Origin of the sequence: Bacillus sp. FJAT-22090, assembly GCF_007676755.1 — a bacterium.
Lineage (GTDB): Bacteria > Bacillota > Bacilli > Bacillales_A > Planococcaceae > Psychrobacillus.
Window position 1 is genome coordinate 131,578 of record NZ_VEBK01000005.1, and the last position, 21,932, is coordinate 153,509.

The window sequence follows — 21,932 nt, forward strand, 5'->3', positions numbered from 1 at the left end:
GGAAATGACATGTTAGTTTCGACGAAATGGTTAGCAGAATATGTGAATACACAAGAGCTTGATCCGAAAGATTTAGGTGAAAAAATTACACGTTCAGGTATTGAGGTAGATGCAGTAATTGATCGCACGCAAGGAATGACAAATGTAGTTGTTGGTTATGTGAAAGAAAAAGTGAAGCACCCAGAAGCAGATAAATTAAATATTTGCCAAGTAGATGTTGGAGAAGAAACTACACAAATCATTTGTGGAGCTCCCAATGTGGCAGCAGGACAAAAAGTAATTGTTGCACGTCCAGGAGCAGTTCTACCAGGTGGAGTAAAAATCAAAAAAGCAAAACTGCGTGGAGAAGAATCGAACGGAATGATTTGTTCACTTCAAGAGTTGGGCATTGAGGGAAGACTTGTTCCTAAAGCTTATGCAGAAGGTATTTATGTACTTCCAGAAACTGCAACTCCAGGAGAAAATGCACTTCCACTACTTGGTTTAGATGATACAATTCTTGAGCTAGGATTAACGCCAAATCGTTCTGATGCACTAAGTATGCTAGGCGTAGCATACGAAGTTGGAGCAATTTTATCTGAGGATATGAAGTACCCAGAAGCAACGTATACAGAAAGCAATGAAAAAGCATCTGATTACTTAAGTTTGCATGTAGATGCTATTCAGGAAAACCCAATGTATGTAGCAAAAGTAGTGAAGAATGTACAAGTGAAGGAATCACCGCTTTGGTTACAGCACCGCCTAATGGCTGCAGGCGTTCGTCCACATAATAACGTAGTAGATATTACGAACTACGTGTTAATGGAATATGGTCAACCACTTCATGCATTCGATTATGACCGTCTAGAAACAAAAGAACTTGTTGTGCGCCTTGCAAATGAGGGAGAAAAGATTGTCACACTCGATGACCAAGAACGCACACTTAAAACGAATCACTTAGTTATTACAAACGGTAAAGAGCCAGTTGCTATTGCCGGTGTAATGGGTGGAGCTAATTCAGAGGTGCATGATGGTACAACAACTGTCGTGATCGAATCTGCTTACTTCGCTGCTGGGTCTGTGCGTCAAACGTCAAAAGACCATAATTTACGTAGTGATGCGAGTGCTCGATTCGAAAAAGGGGTAGATCCAAATCGTGTCGTTCTAGCTGCTGAACGTGCGGCAAGCTTACTAGCTGAACTTGCAGGTGGGGAAGTACTAGCTGGTTCAGTAGTAGTAGACGAATTGGATAAAACACCTGTGGAAGTAGTAGTTTCTCCAGACTTTATCAATAACCGTTTAGGTATGAAGATTTCCTTAGAAGATATGACATCAATATTAACAAGATTGAAATTTGACTACCAAGCAGCGAATGGATATTTATACATTAATGCCCCTACTCGTCGTCAAGATATTAAAATTCCAGAAGATATTGTGGAAGAAATTGCACGTATGTATGGGTATGATGAAATTCCAATGACATTACCAGTAGAAGAATCAAAACCAGGTGGTCTCACATCTTATCAGGCAAAACGTCGCCAAGTTCGTGCTTATTTAGAGGGTGCAGGTCTTTACCAAGCAATAACATATTCTTTAACATCTAGAGAAATGTCTCAAAAGTTTGCTTTAGAAACAGCTCCAGTAACAGAGCTACTCATGCCAATGAGTGAGGAACGAAGCACACTTCGCCAAAGCTTAATCCCTCATTTATTGGACGCAGTAACTTATAATACAGCTCGCCAAGCAGATACAGTTGCACTATATGAGGTAGGATCTGTCTTTTTAGGCGAAACAGAATCAGGTCTACCTTATGAACAGGAACATTTAGCTGCAGTTATTGCTGGCAAGTGGATGGATCACAGTTGGCAAGGGGAGAAAAAAGCAGTCGATTTCTTCGTATTAAAAGGGATTGTCGAAGGATTAATGGAGCTTCTTGGGCTTTCGAAAGAATTGACTTTTGAACGTGCAGTAGTAGACGGATTACATCCTGGCCGTACAGCTTCCATCAAGCTTTCTGGAAAAGAAATTGGTCTAATCGGACAATTGCATCCATCAGAACAAAAGACACGCGATTTGAAGGACACATACGTTGTGGAAATGAACTTAGCAAAAGTGCTAAATAAAGAAATTGAAGCATTATACTATGCCCCAGTTTCTAAATTCCCGTCCATCACACGTGATATTGCATTAGTAGTAGACAGCGAAAAAGCTGCCGGGGAACTTCAAGCAATTATTCAGTTATCAGGTGGCCGATTATTAAGAGGTGTACATTTATTCGATTTATATGAAGGAGAAAAAATGGAACCAGGCAAAAAATCGGTTGCTTTCTCTTTAACTTATTTTGATCCTGAACGTACACTAACAGATGAAGAAGTTGTGAACGCACATAACAAAGTATTAAAGGCACTTGCTGAACAAGCTGGCGCAGAACTTAGAGGATAAGATAAAAGGAGTAGCACCGATAATGGGGCTGCTCCTTTGTTTTGATAATATGGTAATAGATTGAGGTATAGCTAGATGCTCTTTTATTCAAGCAGATTTGCGTTTTCGAAGCATCAAGAAAATACCAAACAATACTCCAATAAATGACATAAAAGATAGTATAAAATAAAACGTATGTCCACCTAATTCCTTATATATATAGCCTCCCGCATATGATGCGATAATACCCGAAAGACCAAAGAATAATAGTGCAAGAACGGTTTGTCCAGTAGCTCTCCATTCTTTCGGCATAATTTGGTATAAATACTGGATTGCTGCAGTATAAAAAATAGGAAATGTAACCATCTGCAATATTTGAACTACAGTTAGAGCAACAGGGCTTGTAACGAAAGCAGATGCAATAAATCGTACAAAATAGAAAAAAGTTGCAACCGTAATCATTTCAAGCTCTCTTCCTTTTCGAAGCCACCAAAAACTTAACGCGAAAATAATAATTTCACTTGTTGCGGAAAGGAAAAATGTAATTCCTACTAGAGAGGTATCCCCTCCAAGAGCCCGGATATGAATCCCCAAAAATGTATCGTTCATGCGTGCAGGCACTGAACTAATAAACACCAATACTAAAAATAAAAGCATTTCTTTATTTTTTAATACTTGTTTAAGTCCCGCCATCGTCACGGGTTTAGATGAAGCTTGTACATTTGGCATAAACCAAATAACGCCAAAAGATATAAGCCCCAATAAAATAAATAATATGGAAATACTGTTCACACCGAAATAATCCATTGCAAATCCCGCTACCAAAGACAATACTGCGTAACCAAGTGCGCCATATGTTCGAATAGAACCATAGCTTATACGTGCCATTTCCGAAACGGTGAAATTGAGACTCTCTGTTAGCGGATCAAGCGGCATAAGGAAAAAATAAACGAGCAACGCAAAAATAACGAGCAATACGAAACTATTTACACTAAAGAGAAAATAACCTGAAATCGCTGTTAAGCAAACGAGAAGCAGCATTACTTTCCTGATTGTTTTTGTCTTATCACTGATGAAACCCCATAATGGCTGGGCAATCAGCGTGACAAAGCCACCAGTACCTATAATAAGACCTATTTCACTAGCTGATAAGCCTTGTTCTCCTAAATAGACAGGTAAAAAAGGAATAAATAATGCGAGTAAGCCGAAAAATAAAAAATTATACCCTTTAAGTAAAACTTGAACTTTCAAAAAAACTCTCCTTACGTAAAAATTATATGATTCCTTCTATTGTAACGGATTTTAACAGCGAATTGTACGTACATAAGGAATAATCTAGTATACTTTAATTAACTTATAAGTTAGAAAACTTACTGCTGATTTTGAATGGAGGAAACGAGATGGATAATATTGATAAAAGGAATCGTTTAGATGAAACCCCTTTTTGCTATCAGATAACTAAGGATAATTCTGTTTTTATAGAGTTTCATGGTAAACGTGTGAAAATATTGAAAGGAAAAGAGGCGGATAAGTTCTTGATAAGGATAAAAGCCGCAGAAAACGAAAAGGAAGAACAACTAATTTTAGCGAAAATTACGGGGAATTTTAAACGTGGTAATGAACGAAAAAAATAGAGAGGGAGGATAGGGAATGTATAGAAGATACGGAAATCGCGCAGATTGGAAACGAATTATTCAAAAAGAGTATACCCAATCTTTTGTCTCGAAAAAAGAATTTACAGGCCATGTCACATTATTAAACCTAATTAAGGTTACCGAGCCGCTATGGGTACAGTATGGAGAAAAGAGAATTTGTATAGTAGATGATAATTATATGTGGCTACAATATTTTCCAAAGGGGAAAAAATTTTCAGTCACTACAATGTTCGATGCTAAGGGAGTGATCGTGCAGTGGTATATTGAAATATGTAACGAAATCGGAATTGAAAATAATATTCCTTGGATGGATGATTTATTCTTAGATATTGTTGTCTTGCCGACAGGAGAAATTATTCAGTTGGACGAGGAAGAATTAGAAGAAGCGTTTGAAAATAGGATTATTACTCAGAAAATGTACGATTCAGCGCGGGATGAAGCAACTAGAATTACTACTTGTATTAAGGCTGGGCAATTTAATTTGCTTAATTATTCAAAGATCCATAAAGAATTGTTAGAAGGACATCTACAAGAGGTGAAAAAAGAAAATGCGTAAAGTATTAGTGGAAGAACATTCAGCAGAATGGAAGAAGAAGTTTGAGGAAGAAGCGATACTGCTTCAAAAAGCATTTGGTTCAGAAATTCAAATAATTCATCATATTGGAAGCACGTCGGTAAATGGTTTGAGCGCAAAACCAATTATCGATATAATGCCGGTCGTACGAGATATTTCAAAAATCGATACATTTAATAACGAAATGATTGCAATTGGCTACGAGCCAAAGGGGGAAAATGGACTTCCCGGTCGTAGGTATTTTCAAAAGGGCGGAAATGATCGAACGCACCATGTTCATATATACGAAGTTGGCAATCCAGGCATTGAACGACATCTTGCCTTTCGAGATTACTTGAGTACACATCCAAATGTTAAAAAGAAGTATGGAAATTTAAAGGTAGCATTAGCAAAACAGTTTCCTTATGATATTGAATCGTATATTAAAGGAAAAGAGAATGTAGCTTCAGAAATTGAACGAGATGCATTGAAATGGTACAATGACGTCGAAAAACAAAGATAACTAATTGTAAATAATTTGCTGTTCATGAGGGTGATTCACATAGAATAGTTTATACGTTGGATAGGAGGAGAAATATGTTAAAGAATGAACTTACCAATCTATTAAAAATAGACCACCCAATTATTCAAGCACCAATGGCAGGGGGAATTACTACTTCCAAATTAGTTGCAGCAGTTTCCAATAACGGCGCTCTTGGAATGATTGGGGCAGGCTATTTAAGTCCGGCACAATTACGCGAACAAATTAGAGAAATAAAAGGACTAACAACAAATAATTTTGGGGTCAACTTATTTGTGCCAAACGATTTTCAGCTAGTTGAAGAAGAAATAGAAGCAGCAAATCATTTATTACAAACATTTCGTTCACATTTAAACATAGAAAGTACAGATACGGCATTACCTACTACGGAAAAAACAATGCAGGCATACAAAAAACAAATTAAAGTAATTATTGAAGAAATGGTACCTATTTGTTCCTTTACGTTTGGTGTTCCTTCTATAGATATCATTTCACAATTAAAGCAGCAGGGAGTTATTTTAATTGGAACTGCTACCACAGTGGTTGAGGCAATGGCTATTGAGAAACTAGGAATGGATGCTATTGTTGTGCAAGGGAGTGAAGCAGGAGGACATAGAGGTAATTTTATAAGTAGTCATGAGGATAGCTTAATTGGTTTAATGTCATTGATTCCACAAGTTACAGACCACGTATCAATTCCTGTAATTGCAGCTGGAGGAATAATGGACGGTAGGGGACTAATGGCGTCTCTAGACTTAGGGGCGAAAGCGGTTCAAATGGGTACAGCCTTTTTAACATGTGAAGAAAGTGGAGCGCATCCAGTTCACAAAGAAGCAATTTTACATGCAAAAGATGAAGATACAATACTTACTCGAGCATTTTCTGGAAAATGGGCAAGGGGTATTTCAAATAAATTCACGAACGAAATGGAGAAACATGAAGCAAAGATACCAAATTTCCCAGTACAAAATGGTCTGACACAACCGATTCGAAAAGCTGCAGCCGCTCAACATGACAAGGAGTATATGTCACTTTGGTCTGGACAAAGCCCTACACTTGCAAAGAAAGAGACGGTGGAAGCACTTATTCGACGGATTACTGATTACGTGAAAGGATCCGAAATACCCGAATGAAATAAATATCAGCTACTATTTCTCCTAAATCAATAAAAATTATTTTCTTATAGGAAACACATTTTTATATCTCATCGTGGACGTTGAGTGACATAAATTTTTCAACTCGGTCAATATATCTAGGGTAATCTGCAATGCCTTATTATATAGATAGGGCAACTTAGTACGTTGACTAATGACCGCTAAGATTTTCTCCTCTTGCGGACGCTTTCCGCCGGGTGAGCGATGAGCCAGCCCCGCCGCTTAGGCGTCGTTGGGTTGGCTCATTTGCCCACAGCGGAACAAAGGCTAAGAGCGCCACCTAAAGAGAAAATCAAATAAAATTGCTTCCGCTGCGAGCAAAGAATGTTGCTATGCAAGCATAAAAGTTTAATCCGTCCTAAATGTTGCGAGTAACGACTGAAATGTTGCGTAATTTAAATGGACGATCTAATCAATTAAATTAAGCGGATTCTTCATGGAAAGTGCATAATAATTAGTGCTCTCTAGCATTTGCGTGGAGAATTGGTTGCGCTCGTTGTCAATTTGGTTGCTTTCAAGCGCAAACTGGTTGCTCCGCATAGTGAATTGGTTGCTTTCACGAGATATTTGGTCTCGCTAAGCCATTTCCTAACTTTTAATGGCTAATAAATACAGGAAAAAGCGTCTATTTTGATGGATTGGGGCTGAAGGGCGGCGACTCTAACGGGATCAAGTGAGTAAGAGGAGACTTCACAGGCGACCGCCAAAGCGGACGGTGAAGGCTCCTCACTCACCCCACGGAAAGCGTCCGGCTGCAGCGGAAATCCAAGCGGACACTTCCTTAAGACGCACTATCCCTAAAAAACGAATATACATAAACTAATAGACCATTTTCTATATACAAATTGGGATAACATACATAACGGCTAGAAGTGATATCTTATCTATTAAAACCGTCTCTTATTCGCAAGGTTCATTGCTTTCCCAGTGTTTGCAAAATGCCATTTCGTAATAGATTTTAGAAAATCTGCTCCATGCTTCAAATAAATTTTGGCTGCTATTTCATCCACTTTTGCACTTGCCCCTTTAGGAATTGATGTGTTCGCCATTTCACTTAGACGGTCCATTTCTTTTAAAAATGCATATCTTGCAATAATGGATGCTGCTGCAACGGAAACATGTAGCTGCTCTGCTTTTGTGGAAAATAACACATTTTCACGGACAATTTCTTTTTCTGCTTTAATATGATTGTAGTAAATACCACGCTCTGCAAACTGATCGATCAAAATATACGCTGGTTTTTCTGGAGCCATTTTATTCAGCACATGCTTAAGAGCTTGGTTGTGCATTAGCGCTTTTATTTTCCCTTGAGACCACCCACGGCTTTGTATATCATTGTATTTTTCATTTTTCAACACAAGAACGCTATGTGTTAAAGTAGCCATTAAATCAGGAGCCATCTTACGCATCGATTCATCCGTCAGCATTTTCGAATCTTTTACACCAAGTTCCTTCACAAGTTCCACTTGATCTTCCCGAACGAAACAAGCAGCTACTGTAATGGGGCCGAAGTAGTCCCCTGTTCCAGTTTCATCTGAGCCGACAACAGAAAAGCGAGCAAAATTCTCTGGTAATGTGTCACCTTTTGTATTCGTTACCTTTTCTTTGGTTTTAACCGAGTCTCCACTCCAAATTGCTGCTTCTCTAGCTGCTCCGTTTCCTTGAAACATAACTTTGCCAGATTTATAGATGGTGACCGCTGTATCTGATAATTTTGCGGCGAAAACGACACCTGGAGCAGACCTTTCTACTTTATATTTTAAATAATATGCTTGCACTTTTTCGATTTCAGCGGGTTTCATTATTAATACTTCGTTTGACATTCGTTCGTTCCTTTCTTCACATCGTAATCTATTTCGTGTTATTATTAGAATTAGGATTTTCTGGGGAGGGTATGACTTTGTCAGAACAACAAAAGACAAGAATTTCTGTTGATATATACGGACAGACTTATAAAATGGTAGGTTCCGAAACTTCTGGCCATATGAGACTTGTTGCCTCCATGGTAGATGATAAAATGCGAGAGATCCATTCTCATAATGGTCAACTAGATATTCCAAAGCTTGCTGTGCTTACTGCAGTTAATGCAGTGAACGATTACATAAAAGTAAAAGAGCAATTAGAAATACTAGAAGAAGAATTGAAAAAGTTAAAGGACTGAAAAGATGTTAGATATTCTTATATTAATATTACTCGTAGCCGGATTTATAACCGGCGCAAAACGTGGTTTGATACTCCAACTCATTCATATGACTGGTTTTATCATTGCACTGATCGTGGCGTATACTTATTATAAACCACTTGCAGACAAATTTGTTCTGTGGATTCCCTTTCCCGCAATAACCGCAGGCTCTAAGCTTACCATTGCAGTGGAAAACTTGGAATTAGATCAAACATTTTATCGAATTATTGCATTTACCCTTATCTTTATCGCGGTTAAATTCGCATTGCAATTAATAGGATCTATGTTTGATTTCTTAAAGTATTTACCGATACTTGGCTTTATAAGCAATATTATCGGCGCTGTTTTAGGTTTTATCGAATTTTACTTTATCCTATTTGTATTGCTTTATGTATTTGCACTTTTACCAATTGATCTGATCCAAAATTTAATAGCGAATTCTTTATTAACAGATTGGATATTGGAACATACGCCAATTCTATCGGAAACGATGAAAAATTTATGGTATATCTATATGGAAAAATAACTTAAACTTCTCTCAGCAGAGGGAAGTTTTTTTACTTCATTCGGCAGGGGGCTATTTACGTGGATAAGAAAACAATTATTAATACATTAGAAAAAATTGCTTTATATATGGAATTGCAAGGGGAAAATCCGTTTAAAGTTTCTGCGTTTCGAAAAGCTGCTCAAGTTTTAGAATTGGATGCACGAAGTCTTGGTGAAATGGATAACATATTATCATTAAAAGGAATTGGCGCTGCAACTGGTGCTGTTATTGAAGATTTAATAAACACAGGAGAGTCGACCTTATTAAAGGAACTTCAACATACTGTTCCTAGTGGTTTGCTTCCAATGTTAAAAATACCGGGACTTGGTGGGAAAAAAATTGCCAAGCTATATAAAGAGCTGCAAATCGACTCAATTGATGCGTTAAAGTTAGCTTGCGAAGCTGGAAAAGTGAAGACGTTAGCTGGATTTGCGGCGAAAACAGAGATGAAAATTCTCGCAGAAATTGAAAACTTACAGTCTCGACCCGAGCGTACGGCAGTATGGCAGCTAGAACCAATTGTTGAAATGATAGAAAATAGACTAGCGAAAATGGACAGTATAGAAAAATACTCCGTTGCAGGTTCCTATAGAAGAGTAAAAGAAGCGAGTAAGGATATAGACTTCATTATCGCAACAAGTTCCGCTTCAGAAGTTCGAGAAGCACTATTAACAGAACTTCCAGTACGAAAAGTAATTGCCGCAGGGGATACGAAAGTTTCAGTTACTTTAGAGGGAGAAAACGAAATAGATGTCGATTTCCGTTTAGTCGAATTGTATCAATATGCATCTGCATTAAACCATTTTACCGGTTCCAAAGACCATAATATAAAAATGAGACAAATTGCAAAAGATCAAGGAAAGAAAATAAGTGAATATGGTGTCGAGCAAGAAGACGGTACTATGCAACATTTTACATCTGAAGAAGACTTTTATGCTCATTTCGACTTGCCTTTTATTCCACCGACTGTAAGAGAGGATGGCTCTGAGTTTTCGAAATTGGAGCAGTTGCCTTTACTCGTCACATTGGATGATATTAAGGGAGATTTCCATATGCATTCTACTTGGTCAGATGGTGCACACTCTATCGAGGAAATGGTGGAAGCGAGTCGGGTAAAAGGATACACACATATTGTGATCACTGATCATTCCGACTATTTAAAGGTAGCGAACGGTCTATCAAAGGAACGTTTGCTGAAACAAATCGAAATAGTTCACGAATTAAATAATAAATATACAGATATCGAAATTTTTGCAGGGACAGAAATGGATATTCTTCCTGATGGTTCACTCGACTTTGATGATGAAATTTTAAAGCAGTTAGATTTTGTCATTGCTTCTATCCATTCAAGCTTTAGCCAACCGCAAGAAAAAATTATGGAGCGCTTATATAATGCTATTAAAAACCCATATGTGCATATGATCGCTCACCCAACAGGAAGAATTATTGAACAACGAAACGGATACAATCCAGATGTCCCAACATTAATAGAATGGGCAAAGGATTATGGTAAAATATTAGAGTTGAATGCCAACCCATATCGACTGGATTTGCAAACGGAATATTTAAAGCTTGCGCAAGAAAAAGGTGTCCCACTTGCTATAAATACAGATGCTCACCATATCAACCAGTTGAAATATATGGACATCGGTGTCCGTTATGCACAAAAGGCATGGTTGCATAAAGATACAATTGTCAATACATGGACATTAGAAAAATTTAATAAAATGATAAAGAATTAATTAGGAGGTGCCGCGGTGATCGCTGAAAGAGCACTAAAAACATTAGAATATTATAAAGTACGGGAAGAAGTAGCTAAATATTGTACTTCTTCTATTGGAAAAAGCCATATAGACAAGCTAGTTCCATCCGTAGATTTTGAGGAAGTAACGAAGCTTTTAGAAGAAATGGATGAAGGATTGTCAGTTCTTCGCCTTCGAGGAAATGTACCTATGGGAGGAATTACGGATATTCGCCCCCATGCTAAGAGAGCCCAAATAGGTGGGATGTTAAGTCCTATCGAACTAATGGAGACTGCAAGCACCATTCGTGCTAGTAAAATTTTACGACAGTTTTTAGAAAACGTTGCGGAATCTGAAGATGTGACAATTCCACATTTTCTTGCCAAAAAAGAAGCTATGCCGATACTAACTGCCCTTGAACATGAGATAAATGATTGTATCGATGAAAATGGAGCAGTGTTGGATAGTGCTAGCAGTAATTTACGTTCCATTCGCCAACAATTGCGTATTCAAGTAAGTCGAGTACGAGAAAAATTAGAAAGCTACATTCGTGGTGCAAATGCATCTAAAATGCTTTCCGATTCTATTGTTACCATACGTAATGACCGCTATGTAATTCCAGTAAAATCAGAATACCGCAGCCATTACGGTGGAATTATTCACGACCAGTCTTCTTCTGGTCAAACATTATTTATCGAACCTTCCGCAGTCGTTCAAATAAATAATGAAATTCGTAGCTTAAAGGTAAAAGAACAAGAAGAAATTGAACGAATCCTTATCAAGCTAACAGGAGAAGTAGAATTAGTTGGACATGATATTTTCTTACTAGTAAATATTTTAGGTGAAATGGATGTTATTTTAGCTAAAGCAAAATATGGACAAGCAGAGAAATGTACAATGCCCCAAATAAATAATGAAGGATATATTCGATTGGTAAAAGCAAGACACCCGCTTATTCCTATCGATCAAGTTGTTGAAAATACAATCGAATTTGGAAAAGATATTACCGCTATCGTCATAACAGGTCCAAATACAGGTGGTAAAACAGTAACCTTGAAAACCGTTGGACTATGCACATTAATGGCCCAAAGTGGAATTCCGATTCCAGCTCTAGACGGTTCGGAAGTTGCATTATTTGAATCGGTATTTGCTGATATCGGAGATGAGCAATCGATTGAGCAAAGCTTAAGTACATTTTCATCTCATATGGTCAATATTGTAGATATTTTAAAGAAATACGATGAGAAATCCCTTATTATTTTCGATGAATTAGGTGCCGGCACTGATCCACAAGAAGGAGCAGCACTTGCTATTTCTATTTTGGACGCGGTCCATGGAACTGGTGCACGTGTTATGGCTACAACCCATTATCCTGAATTGAAGGCTTATGGCTATAATCGACCAGGAGTAGCGAATGCGAGTGTCGAGTTTGATATTGAAACATTAAGTCCCACATACAAATTATTAATTGGCGTTCCGGGACGCAGTAATGCTTTTGAGATTTCTGAGCGACTTGGTCTTCCAAGACATATTATCGAACAAGCACAGACATTTACAGGAACGGATCGTGGAGAAGTCAATTCGATGATTGCTTCCTTAGAAGAAAGTAGAAGACAAGCTGAAAAAGATGCGGAAGAAACAGAAGAGCAATTAGAAAAAGCTAGAAAAGTAAAAGAAGATTTAGAACAAAGACTAGCAGAACTAGAGCAAAAGAAAGAGCAATTAGAGCAAAAAGCAAAAGAAAAGGCGAAAAAGATAATCGAAGAAGCACGCCGAGAAGCAGATGAAATCATTAGCGACCTTCGAAAAATGCAAGTTAATACACATAAATTGATAAAAGATCATGAATTGATAGATGCCAAAAAACGACTAGACGCAGCACTTCCTTCTAATCCAGTGTTGAAAAAACAAAAGAAATTGAACGAACTTGCGAAAGAACTTAAAGCAGGTGACGAAGTGAAAGTACTTAGTTTCGGACAAAAAGGAACATTATTAGAAAAAGTTTCTAAATCTGAATGGTCCGTACAAATTGGCATGTTAAAAATGAAGCTCGATGAATCTGATTTAGAATATATTAAACCGGAGAAACAAAAACAAACCGTTTCAGTGAATGCAGTTCGGGGAAGAGATTCACATGTAAAACTTGAACTTGACCTTCGAGGAGAACGTTATGAGGATGCCTTGATTCGAACGGAAAAGTATCTAGATGATGCGGTTTTAGCAAACTATCCACGTATTTCGATTATTCACGGAAAAGGAACTGGTGTGTTAAGACAGGCAATTCAGCAATATTTAAAAAAACACGCTCGTGTGAAAAGCTACCGTTTCGGAGAAGCAGGAGAAGGTGGGCACGGAGTTACTGTAGTCGAATTAAAATAGACGAAAAGAAAGTGAAACCTTTTATCTAGTTGCACGTATAGAAAGAAAAGTTTAAAGGGGTTTTTAGAATGTTGCTGTCTGGTTTTTGGTCAAACCCACTAGTGGAGTCCGCTGGCTACTTTAGTGTAGTCGTTTTATGTTTAGTTGTCTCCATGGTTATATTTGAAATCGTAACAAAATATAAAAACTGGGAAGAAATAAAAAAAGGGAATGTCGCTGTTGCTATGGCAACGGGTGGGAAAATCTTTGGTGTTTGTAATATATTTAAATACTCAATAGAGCAGCATAATTCATTATTTCAGATGATTGGCTGGGGACTATTCGGGTTTTCACTATTAATCATTGCGTACTGGTTATTTGAGTTTTTAACACCAAGCTTTCATGTGGATCAAGAAATAGAAAATGATAATCGGTCCGTCGGGTTTATTTCTCTTATTATTTCGGTTGGATTATCATTTGTCATCGGGGCAAGTATTTCATAGGAGCGTTTTAAATGGAAAAATTATCGAAAGTTTTAATAGCGGTAGGCATACTTTTTGTCCTTGTCGGAATAATATATGTAGTAATGAATTAATAGAATAGGAAAAGGATTTATTCGGGAGACTGTTAAGAGGCGCTTTTATGTATGTTATATAAGCAAGCGGATCGTAGCAGTCTCTTTTTTATTTATTCTTTTGAAAGAATTGAATTGTCATTCATTTTTCTTTATAATAAAAATAGGAATATTCGATCTATTATAAAAGAAGGGGGTAAAAAAATGACAGAGAAAAGCTGGCTTTCACAATATCCACCGGAAATTCCACATACACTTGACTATGAATCTATTCCAGTACAGGAATATTTGACGAGAGCGTATAAGGAATTTCCCGAAAAAATTGCTATCCATTTCATGGGTAGGGATGTAACATATAAAGAGCTATATGAGTCATCATTGAAGTTCGCGAATTATTTACAAACAATTGGTATTCAAAAAGGGGATAGAGTGGCAATTATGCTGCCTAATTGTCCGCAAGGTGTAATAGGGTACTATGGTGCTTTATATGCTGGTGCAATTGTTGTACAAACAAACCCACTGTATACGGAAAGAGAAATATCCTATCAAATGAAAGATTCAGGTGCTAAGGTAATTTTGGCATTAGATATTTTATATCCAAGAGTTTCCAAAGTATTAAAAGATACCGAATTAGAAAACGTCATTATAACAGGGATTAAAGATTATTTACCTTTTCCTAAGAACTTGGTATATCCGTTCATTCAAAAAAAACAATATGGTTTTAGTGTGAAAGTGGAACATCGTGGGGTAAATCATTTATTTCCTGAAATTATGAAAGTAGCAAAAGCAGATCCGATTGAAATTCCTTTTGATTTTGAAGAAGATATTGCACTTTTACAATATACAGGTGGGACGACAGGGTTTCCAAAGGGTGTTATGTTAACTCATAAAAACTTAATATCCAATGCTTCTATGTGCGATGCGTGGCTATATAAATGCAAAAAAGGTGAAGAAAGTATTTTAGGTATTTTGCCGTTTTTTCATGTATATGGTATGACTACCGTTTTAATATTATCTGTCATGTTAGGTAATAGAATGATATTATTACCTAAGTTTGATGCGGAAACTGCACTTAAAACGATTGATAAGCAAAAGCCAACGTTATTTCCCGGGGCACCAACTATTTATATTGGAATTTTAAATCATCCGGACGTTCAAAAGTATGATCTATCTTCGATTGTAGCTTGTTTAAGTGGTTCAGCAGCATTACCTTTGGAAGTTCAACAAAAGTTTGAAAAAGTTACAGGCGGTCGATTAGTAGAAGGTTATGGGCTAACCGAAACTTCCCCTGTTTCCCATGCGAATTTAATTTATAGCGATAATAGAGTAAAAGGATCTGTTGGTATTCCATGGCCAGATACGGATGCAGCAATATTTGGTTTAGAATCTACAACACCATTACCTCCAGGAGAAATCGGGGAAATTGTAGTAAAAGGGCCACAAGTGATGAAAGGATATTGGAATCGTCCCGAAGAAACAGAGATGACGATGCGTGATGGATGGCTTCTCACTGGTGATTTAGGCTATATGGATGAAAACGGTTACTTTTATGTAGTTGACCGTAAAAAAGATATGATTATTGCTGGAGGATACAATATCTATCCAAGAGATGTAGAAGAAGTGCTGTACGAACATCCAGCGATTCAAGAATGTGTCGTAGCGGGTGTACCGGACCCTTATCGTGGAGAAACTGTAAAGGCGTTCATTGTATTAAAAGAAGGTATTTCTGTAACGGAAGAAGAATTAAACAAGTTTTGTCGTGATAATCTAGCTGCTTTTAAAGTTCCTAGAATCTATGAGTTTAGAAAAGAGCTGCCAAAAACAGCGGTAGGTAAAATCTTAAGAAGAACTTTAATAGATGAGGAAAAAGCAAAGTTAAAACAAGCAGTTGAAAGCTAAGTTAATTCATGATTGACAATCTATTCAATTAAATATAATATAAAAATATGAATGAATCATCATTCATATTTTTTATTGGTGGTGAATTCATTGAAGAAGGACAAGCCGAAATATAAACAAATTATAGATGCTGCCATAATAGTGATTGCGGAGAATGGGTATCATCAGTCGCAAGTCGCAAAAATTGCTAAACAAGCTGGTGTTGCAGACGGAACAATTTATTTATATTTTAAAAACAAAGAAGATATATTAATTTCGGTTTTTGAAGAAAAAATGGAGATGTTTGCAGATAATTTAAAAGAAATTATTGAAAAAGATGTAACAGCTTCAGAAAAATTATATAAAATGATTGAAAATCATTTTAATGTACTAGCAAGTAATCATCATTTGGCTACAGTAACCCAGTTGGAGTTGAGACAATCGAATTTGGCACTCCGTTTACGAATTAATGCTGTCTTAAAGAATTATCTATCTTTACTAGATTCCATCTTAAAAGAAGGAATTGAAAATGGAGAATTTGAGCGTACAATCGATATTCGCTTAGCAAGACAGATGGTTTTTGGTACAATAGATGAGACGACAACTACTTGGGTCATGAATGAGTATAAATACGATTTGGTTGACCTCACAGAGAAAGTACATCGTCTATTATTAAATGGAATAAAAGCATAACAAAGGGGAAGTGAACAAATGGAATTTTTGTCATGGACTATTGAAGATGGTGTAGCTACAGTTACACTAAATCGTCCACCAGCAAACGCACTGGCAAGAGGGGTAATTTTAGAGATAAATGACTTGTTAGATGCGGTAGAAAATGATGAAGCCGTTCGCGTTATCTTGCTAAAAGGTGAAGGAAGGTTCTTTTCCGCAGGTGCAGATATTAAAGAATTTACTTCTGTTTCCACAGGAGAGGAATTTTCTGAACTAGCCGCAAGTGGGCAAACAATTTTCGAAAGAGTGGAAAAGTTCTCTAAACCGGTAATCGCAGCTATTCATGGTGCTGCACTTGGTGGAGGCTTGGAGCTTGCAATGAGCTGTCATATACGTCTTGTTTCAGAGAATGCTAAACTTGGTCTACCTGAATTACAATTAGGTTTAATACCTGGTTTTGCTGGGACGCAACGTCTTCCACGCTATGTTGGTTTTGCAAAAGCAGCAGAATTGCTGTTGACAAGTGAACCAATCAGTGGAAAGGAAGCAGCACAATTTGGTTTGGCGAATCATGCATATCCTGAAGAAGAGCTGTTTCAACACGCACAAGAACTAGCAAATAAAATTGCAAAGAAAAGCCCTATCGCTGTTAAGGCAGCATTAGAAATGCTTCAATTTGTAAAACCTACTTCTTATTATGAAGGTGTGAAAGCAGAAGCAAATGCTTTTGGAACCGTTTTCGTTTCAGAAGATGCTAAAGAAGGTATATCTGCATTTTTAGAAAAAAGAGAGCCTGTTTTTAAAGGAAAATAATTATATGCTACGGGAGGACAACTAAATGAATATTTATGTATTAGTTAAACGTACATTCGATACAGAGGAAAAAATTGTAGTAAGCGGCGGTAAAATACAAGAAGACGGAGCTGAATTCATCATCAATCCTTATGATGAGTATGCGATCGAAGAAGCTATACAAGTACGAGACGCTCAAGGCGGAGAAGTAACCGTTCTTACACTTGGTGGCGAGGACGCGGAGAAACAGCTACGTACAGCACTTGCTATGGGAGCAGACAAAGCGGTTCTTATTAATGTAGAAGACGATGTGGAGGAAATGGATCAGTTCACAGCTGCTCACATCATTTCTGAATACTTAAAAGATAAAAATCCAGACTTGATTTTAGCTGGTAATGTTGCGATTGACGGTGGTTCTGGACAAGTTGGACCTCGTGTTGCAGAAATACTAGGTATCAACTATGTAACGACTATCACCAATCTTGAAATCGATGGTACTGCTGTAACGATTAAACGTGATGTCGAAGGGGATACAGAAGTTCTTGAAACATCTCTGCCACTATTAGTTACTGCGCAACAAGGGTTAAATGAACCACGTTATCCATCATTACCAGGAATCATGAAGGCAAAGAAAAAACCTTTAGAAGAAATTGAACTCGATGATTTAGATATAGATGAAGATGATGTTGAAGCGAAAACAGAAACGCTTGAAATTTATTTACCTCCTAAAAAGGAAGCAGGAAAAGTATTAGAAGGCGAGTTAGCTGATCAAGTAAAAGAGTTAGTTCACTTACTTCATTCAGAGGCGAAAGTCATTTAACATTATTTGAATTAATACTCAACAAACGGGAGGAAAATAATATGTCTAAAAAAGTATTAGTACTAGGAGAAGCACGTGAAGGTGCCCTACGTAATGTTTCATATGAAGCAATTGCTGCTGCGAAAACGATTTCTAGTGGCGGTGAAGTAGTTAGTGTTCTATTAGGAGATTCAGTGAAAGATCTAGCGGCTGAACTTGGTAAATATGGGGCGGATCGTGTCATTACTGTTGAGCACCCACATTTAAAACAATATACTTCTGATGGGTACGGTCAAGCATTGCTTGCAGTAATTGAACAAGAAAACCCACAAGCTATTGTATTTGGACATACAGCTCTTGGGAAAGATTTATCTCCAAAAATTGCAAGTAAATTGCAAATCGGATTAGTATCAGATGTAACGGCTATTGAAGGAGAAGGCGATAATGCTGTTTTTGTTCGCCCAATCTATTCTGGTAAAGCGTTTGAAAAAGTGAAAGTAAAAGACGGTATGGAGTTCATTACTATTCGTCCAAACAATATTGCTCCTCTTGCGAAAGATGACAGCAAAGCAGCAGATGTTTCTGCACTATCAGTGGATATTAAGAACCTTCGTACAATCATTAAAGAAGTAGTACGCAAATCATCAGAAGGTGTAGATTTATCTGAAGCAAAAGTAGTAATTGCCGGAGGACGTGGCGTGAAAAGCGAAGAGGGCTTTGCTCCTTTAAAAGAACTTGCTGACGTTTTAGGCGGTGCTGTTGGTGCTTCACGTGGAGCTTGTGATGCTGACTATTGTGACTACTCACTACAAATTGGACAAACAGGTAAAGTCGTTACTCCAGACCTTTATATTGCTGCTGGAATTTCCGGAGCTATCCAGCATCTAGCTGGTATGTCTAACTCGAAGATTATTGTTGCGATCAATAAAGATCCTGAAGCGAATATCTTCAAAGTAGCAGACTATGGTATTGTCGGCGACTTATTTGAAGTCATCCCAATGCTTACAGAAGAATTCAAAAAACTAAAAGTAAACGCTTAAGTAAGTAACTCGGCTCTTTCAAAGAGCCGAGTTTTTACGTATAGGGAAATATCGGTAATAGATGTTCTATAGTCTTTTTTAGGGAAAGTGCGTCGAAAGGAAGTGTCTGCTTGGATTTCTGTTGCTGGACGGACGCTTTCCGTGGGGTGAGTGATGAGTTTTCACCGTCCGCTTACACGGCCGCCTGTGAAGTCTCATCTTACTCACTTGATCCCACTGGAGTCGCCGTCCTTTTCGCTCCAATCCATCAAAATAGACGCTTTTATCTGTATTTATTAGCCATTAAAAGTTAGGAAATGGCTAAGCGAGACCAATTGTCACTTGAAAGCAACCAATTCAATTCTCAACGCAACCAGTTTGAGCTTGAAAGCAACCAAATTGGCAACGAGCGCAACCAATTCTCCACGCAAATGCTAGAGGACACTAATTATTATGCACTTTCCAAGAAGAATCTGCTCAATTTAAATGGATTAGATCGTCCATTAAAATTTACGCAACATTTGGGACAGATCGAACTTTTATGCTCGTATGCTACCTCGTTATGGCCACATAGCAACATTCTTTGCTCGGAACGGAAGCAATTAATTTTCTTTGATTTTCTCTTCAGGCGGCGACTCCTGCCGGATGAGTGGCTCATCGCTCACCAGGTGGAAAGCGTCCGCAAGAAGAGAAAATCTTAGCGGTCACTAGTCAACGTATTAAGACGCACTATCCCTAAGTATTTATTATTTTTAACAATAAACAAAATTAACTTTAGAGCCACCTTGCGCTAGTTATAAGCTAATATGTAGATGTACCAATATGAGTCTGCTATAATCTATTTATAGTTAAACAAAGGAGGAATTTTTAATGGCAATAGTTCACGGAACAGATCAAACTTTCTCACAAGAAATTGAGAAAGGATTAGTATTAGTAGATTTTTGGGCAACATGGTGTGGGCCTTGTAAAATGATTGCTCCTGTACTAGAAGAAATGGATGCTGAAATGAGCGATAAAGTAAAAATCGTAAAAGTAGATGTAGATGAAAACCAAGCAACTGCTAGCCAGTTCGGTATTATGTCTATTCCAACACTAGTATTATTCAAGGATGGCCAACCGGTAGACAAAGCTGTTGGTTTCCAACCAAAAGAAGCATTAGTTCAATTTGTAGAAAAAAACGCATAATATAAAGCCGGGTCCTCTAAGGTGCCCGGTTTTTTTAAACAGGTGATTATATGAATGATTTGATACAACAAAAGTGTGCCATACTTCCAGATGATCCTGGTTGCTATTTGATGAAGGATAGACAAGGAACAATTATTTACGTGGGAAAAGCAAAGGTATTGAAAAACCGTGTGCGATCCTATTTTACTGGATCCCATGATGGAAAAACGCAAAGACTAGTACAAGAAATAGTTGATTTTGAATATATCGTAACATCATCAGAGTTAGAAGCACTGATACTAGAGCTGCATCTGATAAAAAAGCATGATCCAAAATATAATATTATGCTAAAAGATGATAAAACGTATCCATACATTAAAATTACGGCAGAAAAGAATCCAAAACTCATTATTACAAGACAAGTAAAAAAAGATAAGGGTAAATATTTTGGTCCTTACCCCAATTCCCATGCAGCCCATGAGACAAAAAAGCTGCTCGATCGAATATATCCACTAAGGAAATGCGAAAAGTTGCCGGACCGCGTTTGCTTATATTATCATTTAGGACAATGTCTTGCTCCATGTGTCAAAGAAATAGAAGATTCCACTTATAAGAAAATGACAGATGAAATTTCAAGCTTTTTAAATGGCGGGTATACACATGTGAAGAAAGAATTATCCGAAAAAATGAAAGAAGCTGCAGAAAGTCTTGAATTTGAACGCGCAAAAGAATATAGGGATCAAATCTCGAACATTGAAATGGTAATGGAGAAACAGAAAATTACGATAAACGATTTTACGAGTCGGGATATATTTGGTTACACTGTTGATAAAGGGTGGATGTGTGTCCAGGTTTTCTTTATTAGGCAAGGAAAGTTGATCGAAAGAGATGTTTCCCTTTTTCCTTTGTACCGAGACCCTGAAGAAGAATTTTTAACCTTTTTAGGTCAATTTTATGCAAAGCCGGAGCATATAAAGCCTAAAGAAATATATGTACCGAAAAATACAGATGTTCAGTTAGCGACCGAATTATTAGAGATGAAAGTAATGACTCCCCAAAAAGGAATGAAAAAAAACCTAGTTGAGCTAGCCGAAAAAAATGCAAAACTGGCATTAAGTGAAAAGTTCCATTTAATTGAGAGACAAGAAGAGCGTACAATTGGTGCAGTCGAGGAACTGGGTAATTTAATGAGCATTACAACCCCAAATCGTATTGAAGCCTTTGACAATTCTCATATACACGGAACAGATGCAGTGTCGGCTATGGTTGTCTTTGTTGATGGAAAAGCTTATAAAAAAGATTATCGAAAGTATAAAACGAAAACAGCTGCAAAACATGACGATTATGGTGCAATGCGCGAGGTAGTTCGACGTAGATATACACGCGTATTAAAAGAAGATTTGCCTCTTCCAGATTTAATCATTATTGATGGTGGCAAAGGTCAAATAGAAGCAGCAAGAGAAATTCTGGAAGATGAATTAGGTTTAGATATACCGATTGCCGGGCTTGCAAAAGACGGCAAGCATCAAACGTCACAGCTCTTATTCGGAAATCCTCTTGATATTATCCCAATGAAGCGCACGAGCGAAGCATTTTATTTATTGCAACGTATTCAAGATGAAGTGCATCGCTTTGCTATTACATTTCACCGTCAGCAAAGAGGGAAGCATACAATTGCTTCTTCATTAGATGGGATTGAAGGAATTGGCCCAAAACGAAAAAAAATGTTATTGAAACATTTTGGCTCGATAAAGAAAATGGAAGTAGCAACGAAAGAAGCATTTATAGAAGCCGGACTTTCTAGTAAGATAGCAGATATTCTAGTTGAGCATTTTCAGAAAAAGTAATTGTCTTCTGAATTTTCTTATGGTATGGTTGAAACAATTTAATATTCACTTATAA

20 protein-coding genes are annotated in these 21,932 nt (G+C 37.4%); 18 read left to right on the top strand and 2 right to left on the bottom strand.

What is annotated here, in order from left to right:
* The first annotated feature begins 9 nt into the window (after nucleotides 1-9).
* Entirely contained in the window at nucleotides 10-2,421 is a 2,412-nt protein-coding gene (gene pheT / locus FS486_RS08855; protein ID WP_144510972.1) for a phenylalanine--tRNA ligase subunit beta, read from the top strand.
* An 87-nt stretch (nucleotides 2,422-2,508) separates the two neighbouring features.
* On the opposite strand, the gene FS486_RS08860 is transcribed toward pheT, so the two are convergent.
* Nucleotides 2,509-3,651: an MFS transporter gene (locus tag FS486_RS08860; protein ID WP_144510973.1), complete on the bottom strand. Its 1,143-nt coding sequence runs from the start codon at nucleotides 3,649-3,651 to the stop codon at nucleotides 2,509-2,511.
* Nucleotides 3,652-3,800: 149 nt separating this feature from the next.
* Here FS486_RS08860 and FS486_RS08865 point away from each other — a divergent pair, with 149 nt between their 5' ends.
* The 4 genes from FS486_RS08865 to FS486_RS08880 all read left to right on the top strand — a co-directional run bounded on the left by FS486_RS08865 (nucleotide 3,801) and on the right by FS486_RS08880 (nucleotide 6,282).
* Complete coding sequence (locus tag FS486_RS08865) at nucleotides 3,801-4,034, top strand: hypothetical protein (protein WP_144510974.1); 234 nt, start codon at nucleotides 3,801-3,803, stop codon at nucleotides 4,032-4,034.
* Between the two features lie 16 nt (nucleotides 4,035-4,050).
* A complete protein-coding gene (locus FS486_RS08870) occupies nucleotides 4,051-4,611 on the top strand; it encodes a ribonuclease FAU-1 family protein (protein ID WP_144510975.1) in 561 nt (186 codons plus the stop codon).
* Nucleotides 4,604-5,131 carry a GrpB family protein gene (locus FS486_RS08875; protein WP_144510976.1) on the top strand — a complete coding sequence of 176 codons (528 nt, stop codon included), beginning with the start codon at nucleotides 4,604-4,606 and terminating at the stop codon, nucleotides 5,129-5,131. The genes FS486_RS08870 and FS486_RS08875 overlap by 8 nt, the downstream gene beginning before the upstream one ends.
* A gap of 74 nt (nucleotides 5,132-5,205) precedes the next feature.
* Entirely contained in the window at nucleotides 5,206-6,282 is a 1,077-nt protein-coding gene (locus FS486_RS08880) for an NAD(P)H-dependent flavin oxidoreductase (protein WP_144510977.1), read from the top strand.
* A 908-nt stretch (nucleotides 6,283-7,190) separates the two neighbouring features.
* On the opposite strand, the gene rnhC is transcribed toward FS486_RS08880, so the two are convergent.
* Nucleotides 7,191-8,126 (bottom strand): ribonuclease HIII, encoded by a 936-nt coding sequence (gene rnhC / locus FS486_RS08885; RefSeq protein WP_144510978.1) that lies wholly within the window; start codon nucleotides 8,124-8,126, stop codon nucleotides 7,191-7,193.
* 77 nt (nucleotides 8,127-8,203) lie between these two features.
* Here rnhC and zapA point away from each other — a divergent pair, with 77 nt between their 5' ends.
* The 13 genes from zapA (at nucleotide 8,204) to uvrC (ending at nucleotide 21,877) form a co-directional block, all read left to right on the top strand.
* Complete coding sequence (zapA, locus tag FS486_RS08890; protein ID WP_144510979.1) at nucleotides 8,204-8,464, top strand: cell division protein ZapA; 261 nt, start codon at nucleotides 8,204-8,206, stop codon at nucleotides 8,462-8,464.
* 4 nt (nucleotides 8,465-8,468) lie between these two features.
* The gene (locus tag FS486_RS08895) at nucleotides 8,469-9,011 is read left to right on the top strand and encodes a CvpA family protein (protein WP_144510980.1); all 543 of its coding nucleotides are present in this window, start codon (nucleotides 8,469-8,471) and stop codon (nucleotides 9,009-9,011) included.
* 59 nt (nucleotides 9,012-9,070) lie between these two features.
* Nucleotides 9,071-10,774, top strand: coding sequence for a DNA polymerase/3'-5' exonuclease PolX (polX, locus tag FS486_RS08900; protein ID WP_144510981.1), 1,704 nt, complete (start codon nucleotides 9,071-9,073; stop codon nucleotides 10,772-10,774).
* A gap of 15 nt (nucleotides 10,775-10,789) precedes the next feature.
* A complete protein-coding gene (locus FS486_RS08905; RefSeq protein ID WP_144510982.1) occupies nucleotides 10,790-13,153 on the top strand; it encodes an endonuclease MutS2 in 2,364 nt (787 codons plus the stop codon).
* 68 nt (nucleotides 13,154-13,221) lie between these two features.
* Nucleotides 13,222-13,635 (top strand): DUF350 domain-containing protein, encoded by a 414-nt coding sequence (locus FS486_RS08910; RefSeq protein ID WP_144510983.1) that lies wholly within the window; start codon nucleotides 13,222-13,224, stop codon nucleotides 13,633-13,635.
* Between the two features lie 275 nt (nucleotides 13,636-13,910).
* Nucleotides 13,911-15,605, top strand: a complete 1,695-nt coding sequence (locus tag FS486_RS08915; RefSeq protein ID WP_144510984.1) for a long-chain-fatty-acid--CoA ligase — start codon at nucleotides 13,911-13,913, stop codon at nucleotides 15,603-15,605.
* A gap of 90 nt (nucleotides 15,606-15,695) precedes the next feature.
* Nucleotides 15,696-16,277: a fatty acid metabolism transcriptional regulator FadR gene (locus tag FS486_RS08920; protein ID WP_144510985.1), complete on the top strand. Its 582-nt coding sequence runs from the start codon at nucleotides 15,696-15,698 to the stop codon at nucleotides 16,275-16,277.
* Between the two features lie 18 nt (nucleotides 16,278-16,295).
* Nucleotides 16,296-17,069, top strand: a complete 774-nt coding sequence (locus tag FS486_RS08925) for an enoyl-CoA hydratase (protein ID WP_144510986.1) — start codon at nucleotides 16,296-16,298, stop codon at nucleotides 17,067-17,069.
* Nucleotides 17,070-17,094: 25 nt separating this feature from the next.
* Nucleotides 17,095-17,868 (top strand): electron transfer flavoprotein subunit beta/FixA family protein, encoded by a 774-nt coding sequence (locus FS486_RS08930; RefSeq protein ID WP_144510987.1) that lies wholly within the window; start codon nucleotides 17,095-17,097, stop codon nucleotides 17,866-17,868.
* A 41-nt stretch (nucleotides 17,869-17,909) separates the two neighbouring features.
* The gene (locus FS486_RS08935) at nucleotides 17,910-18,887 is read left to right on the top strand and encodes an electron transfer flavoprotein subunit alpha/FixB family protein (RefSeq protein WP_144510988.1); all 978 of its coding nucleotides are present in this window, start codon (nucleotides 17,910-17,912) and stop codon (nucleotides 18,885-18,887) included.
* Nucleotides 18,888-19,183: 296 nt separating this feature from the next.
* Nucleotides 19,184-19,567, top strand: a complete 384-nt coding sequence (locus FS486_RS08940; protein WP_144510989.1) for a hypothetical protein — start codon at nucleotides 19,184-19,186, stop codon at nucleotides 19,565-19,567.
* Nucleotides 19,568-19,736: 169 nt separating this feature from the next.
* Nucleotides 19,737-20,051, top strand: a complete 315-nt coding sequence (gene trxA, locus FS486_RS08945; protein ID WP_142538709.1) for a thioredoxin — start codon at nucleotides 19,737-19,739, stop codon at nucleotides 20,049-20,051.
* Between the two features lie 50 nt (nucleotides 20,052-20,101).
* Nucleotides 20,102-21,877 (top strand): excinuclease ABC subunit UvrC, encoded by a 1,776-nt coding sequence (gene uvrC / locus FS486_RS08950; protein WP_144510990.1) that lies wholly within the window; start codon nucleotides 20,102-20,104, stop codon nucleotides 21,875-21,877.
* The last annotated feature ends 55 nt before the right edge of the window (nucleotides 21,878-21,932 follow it).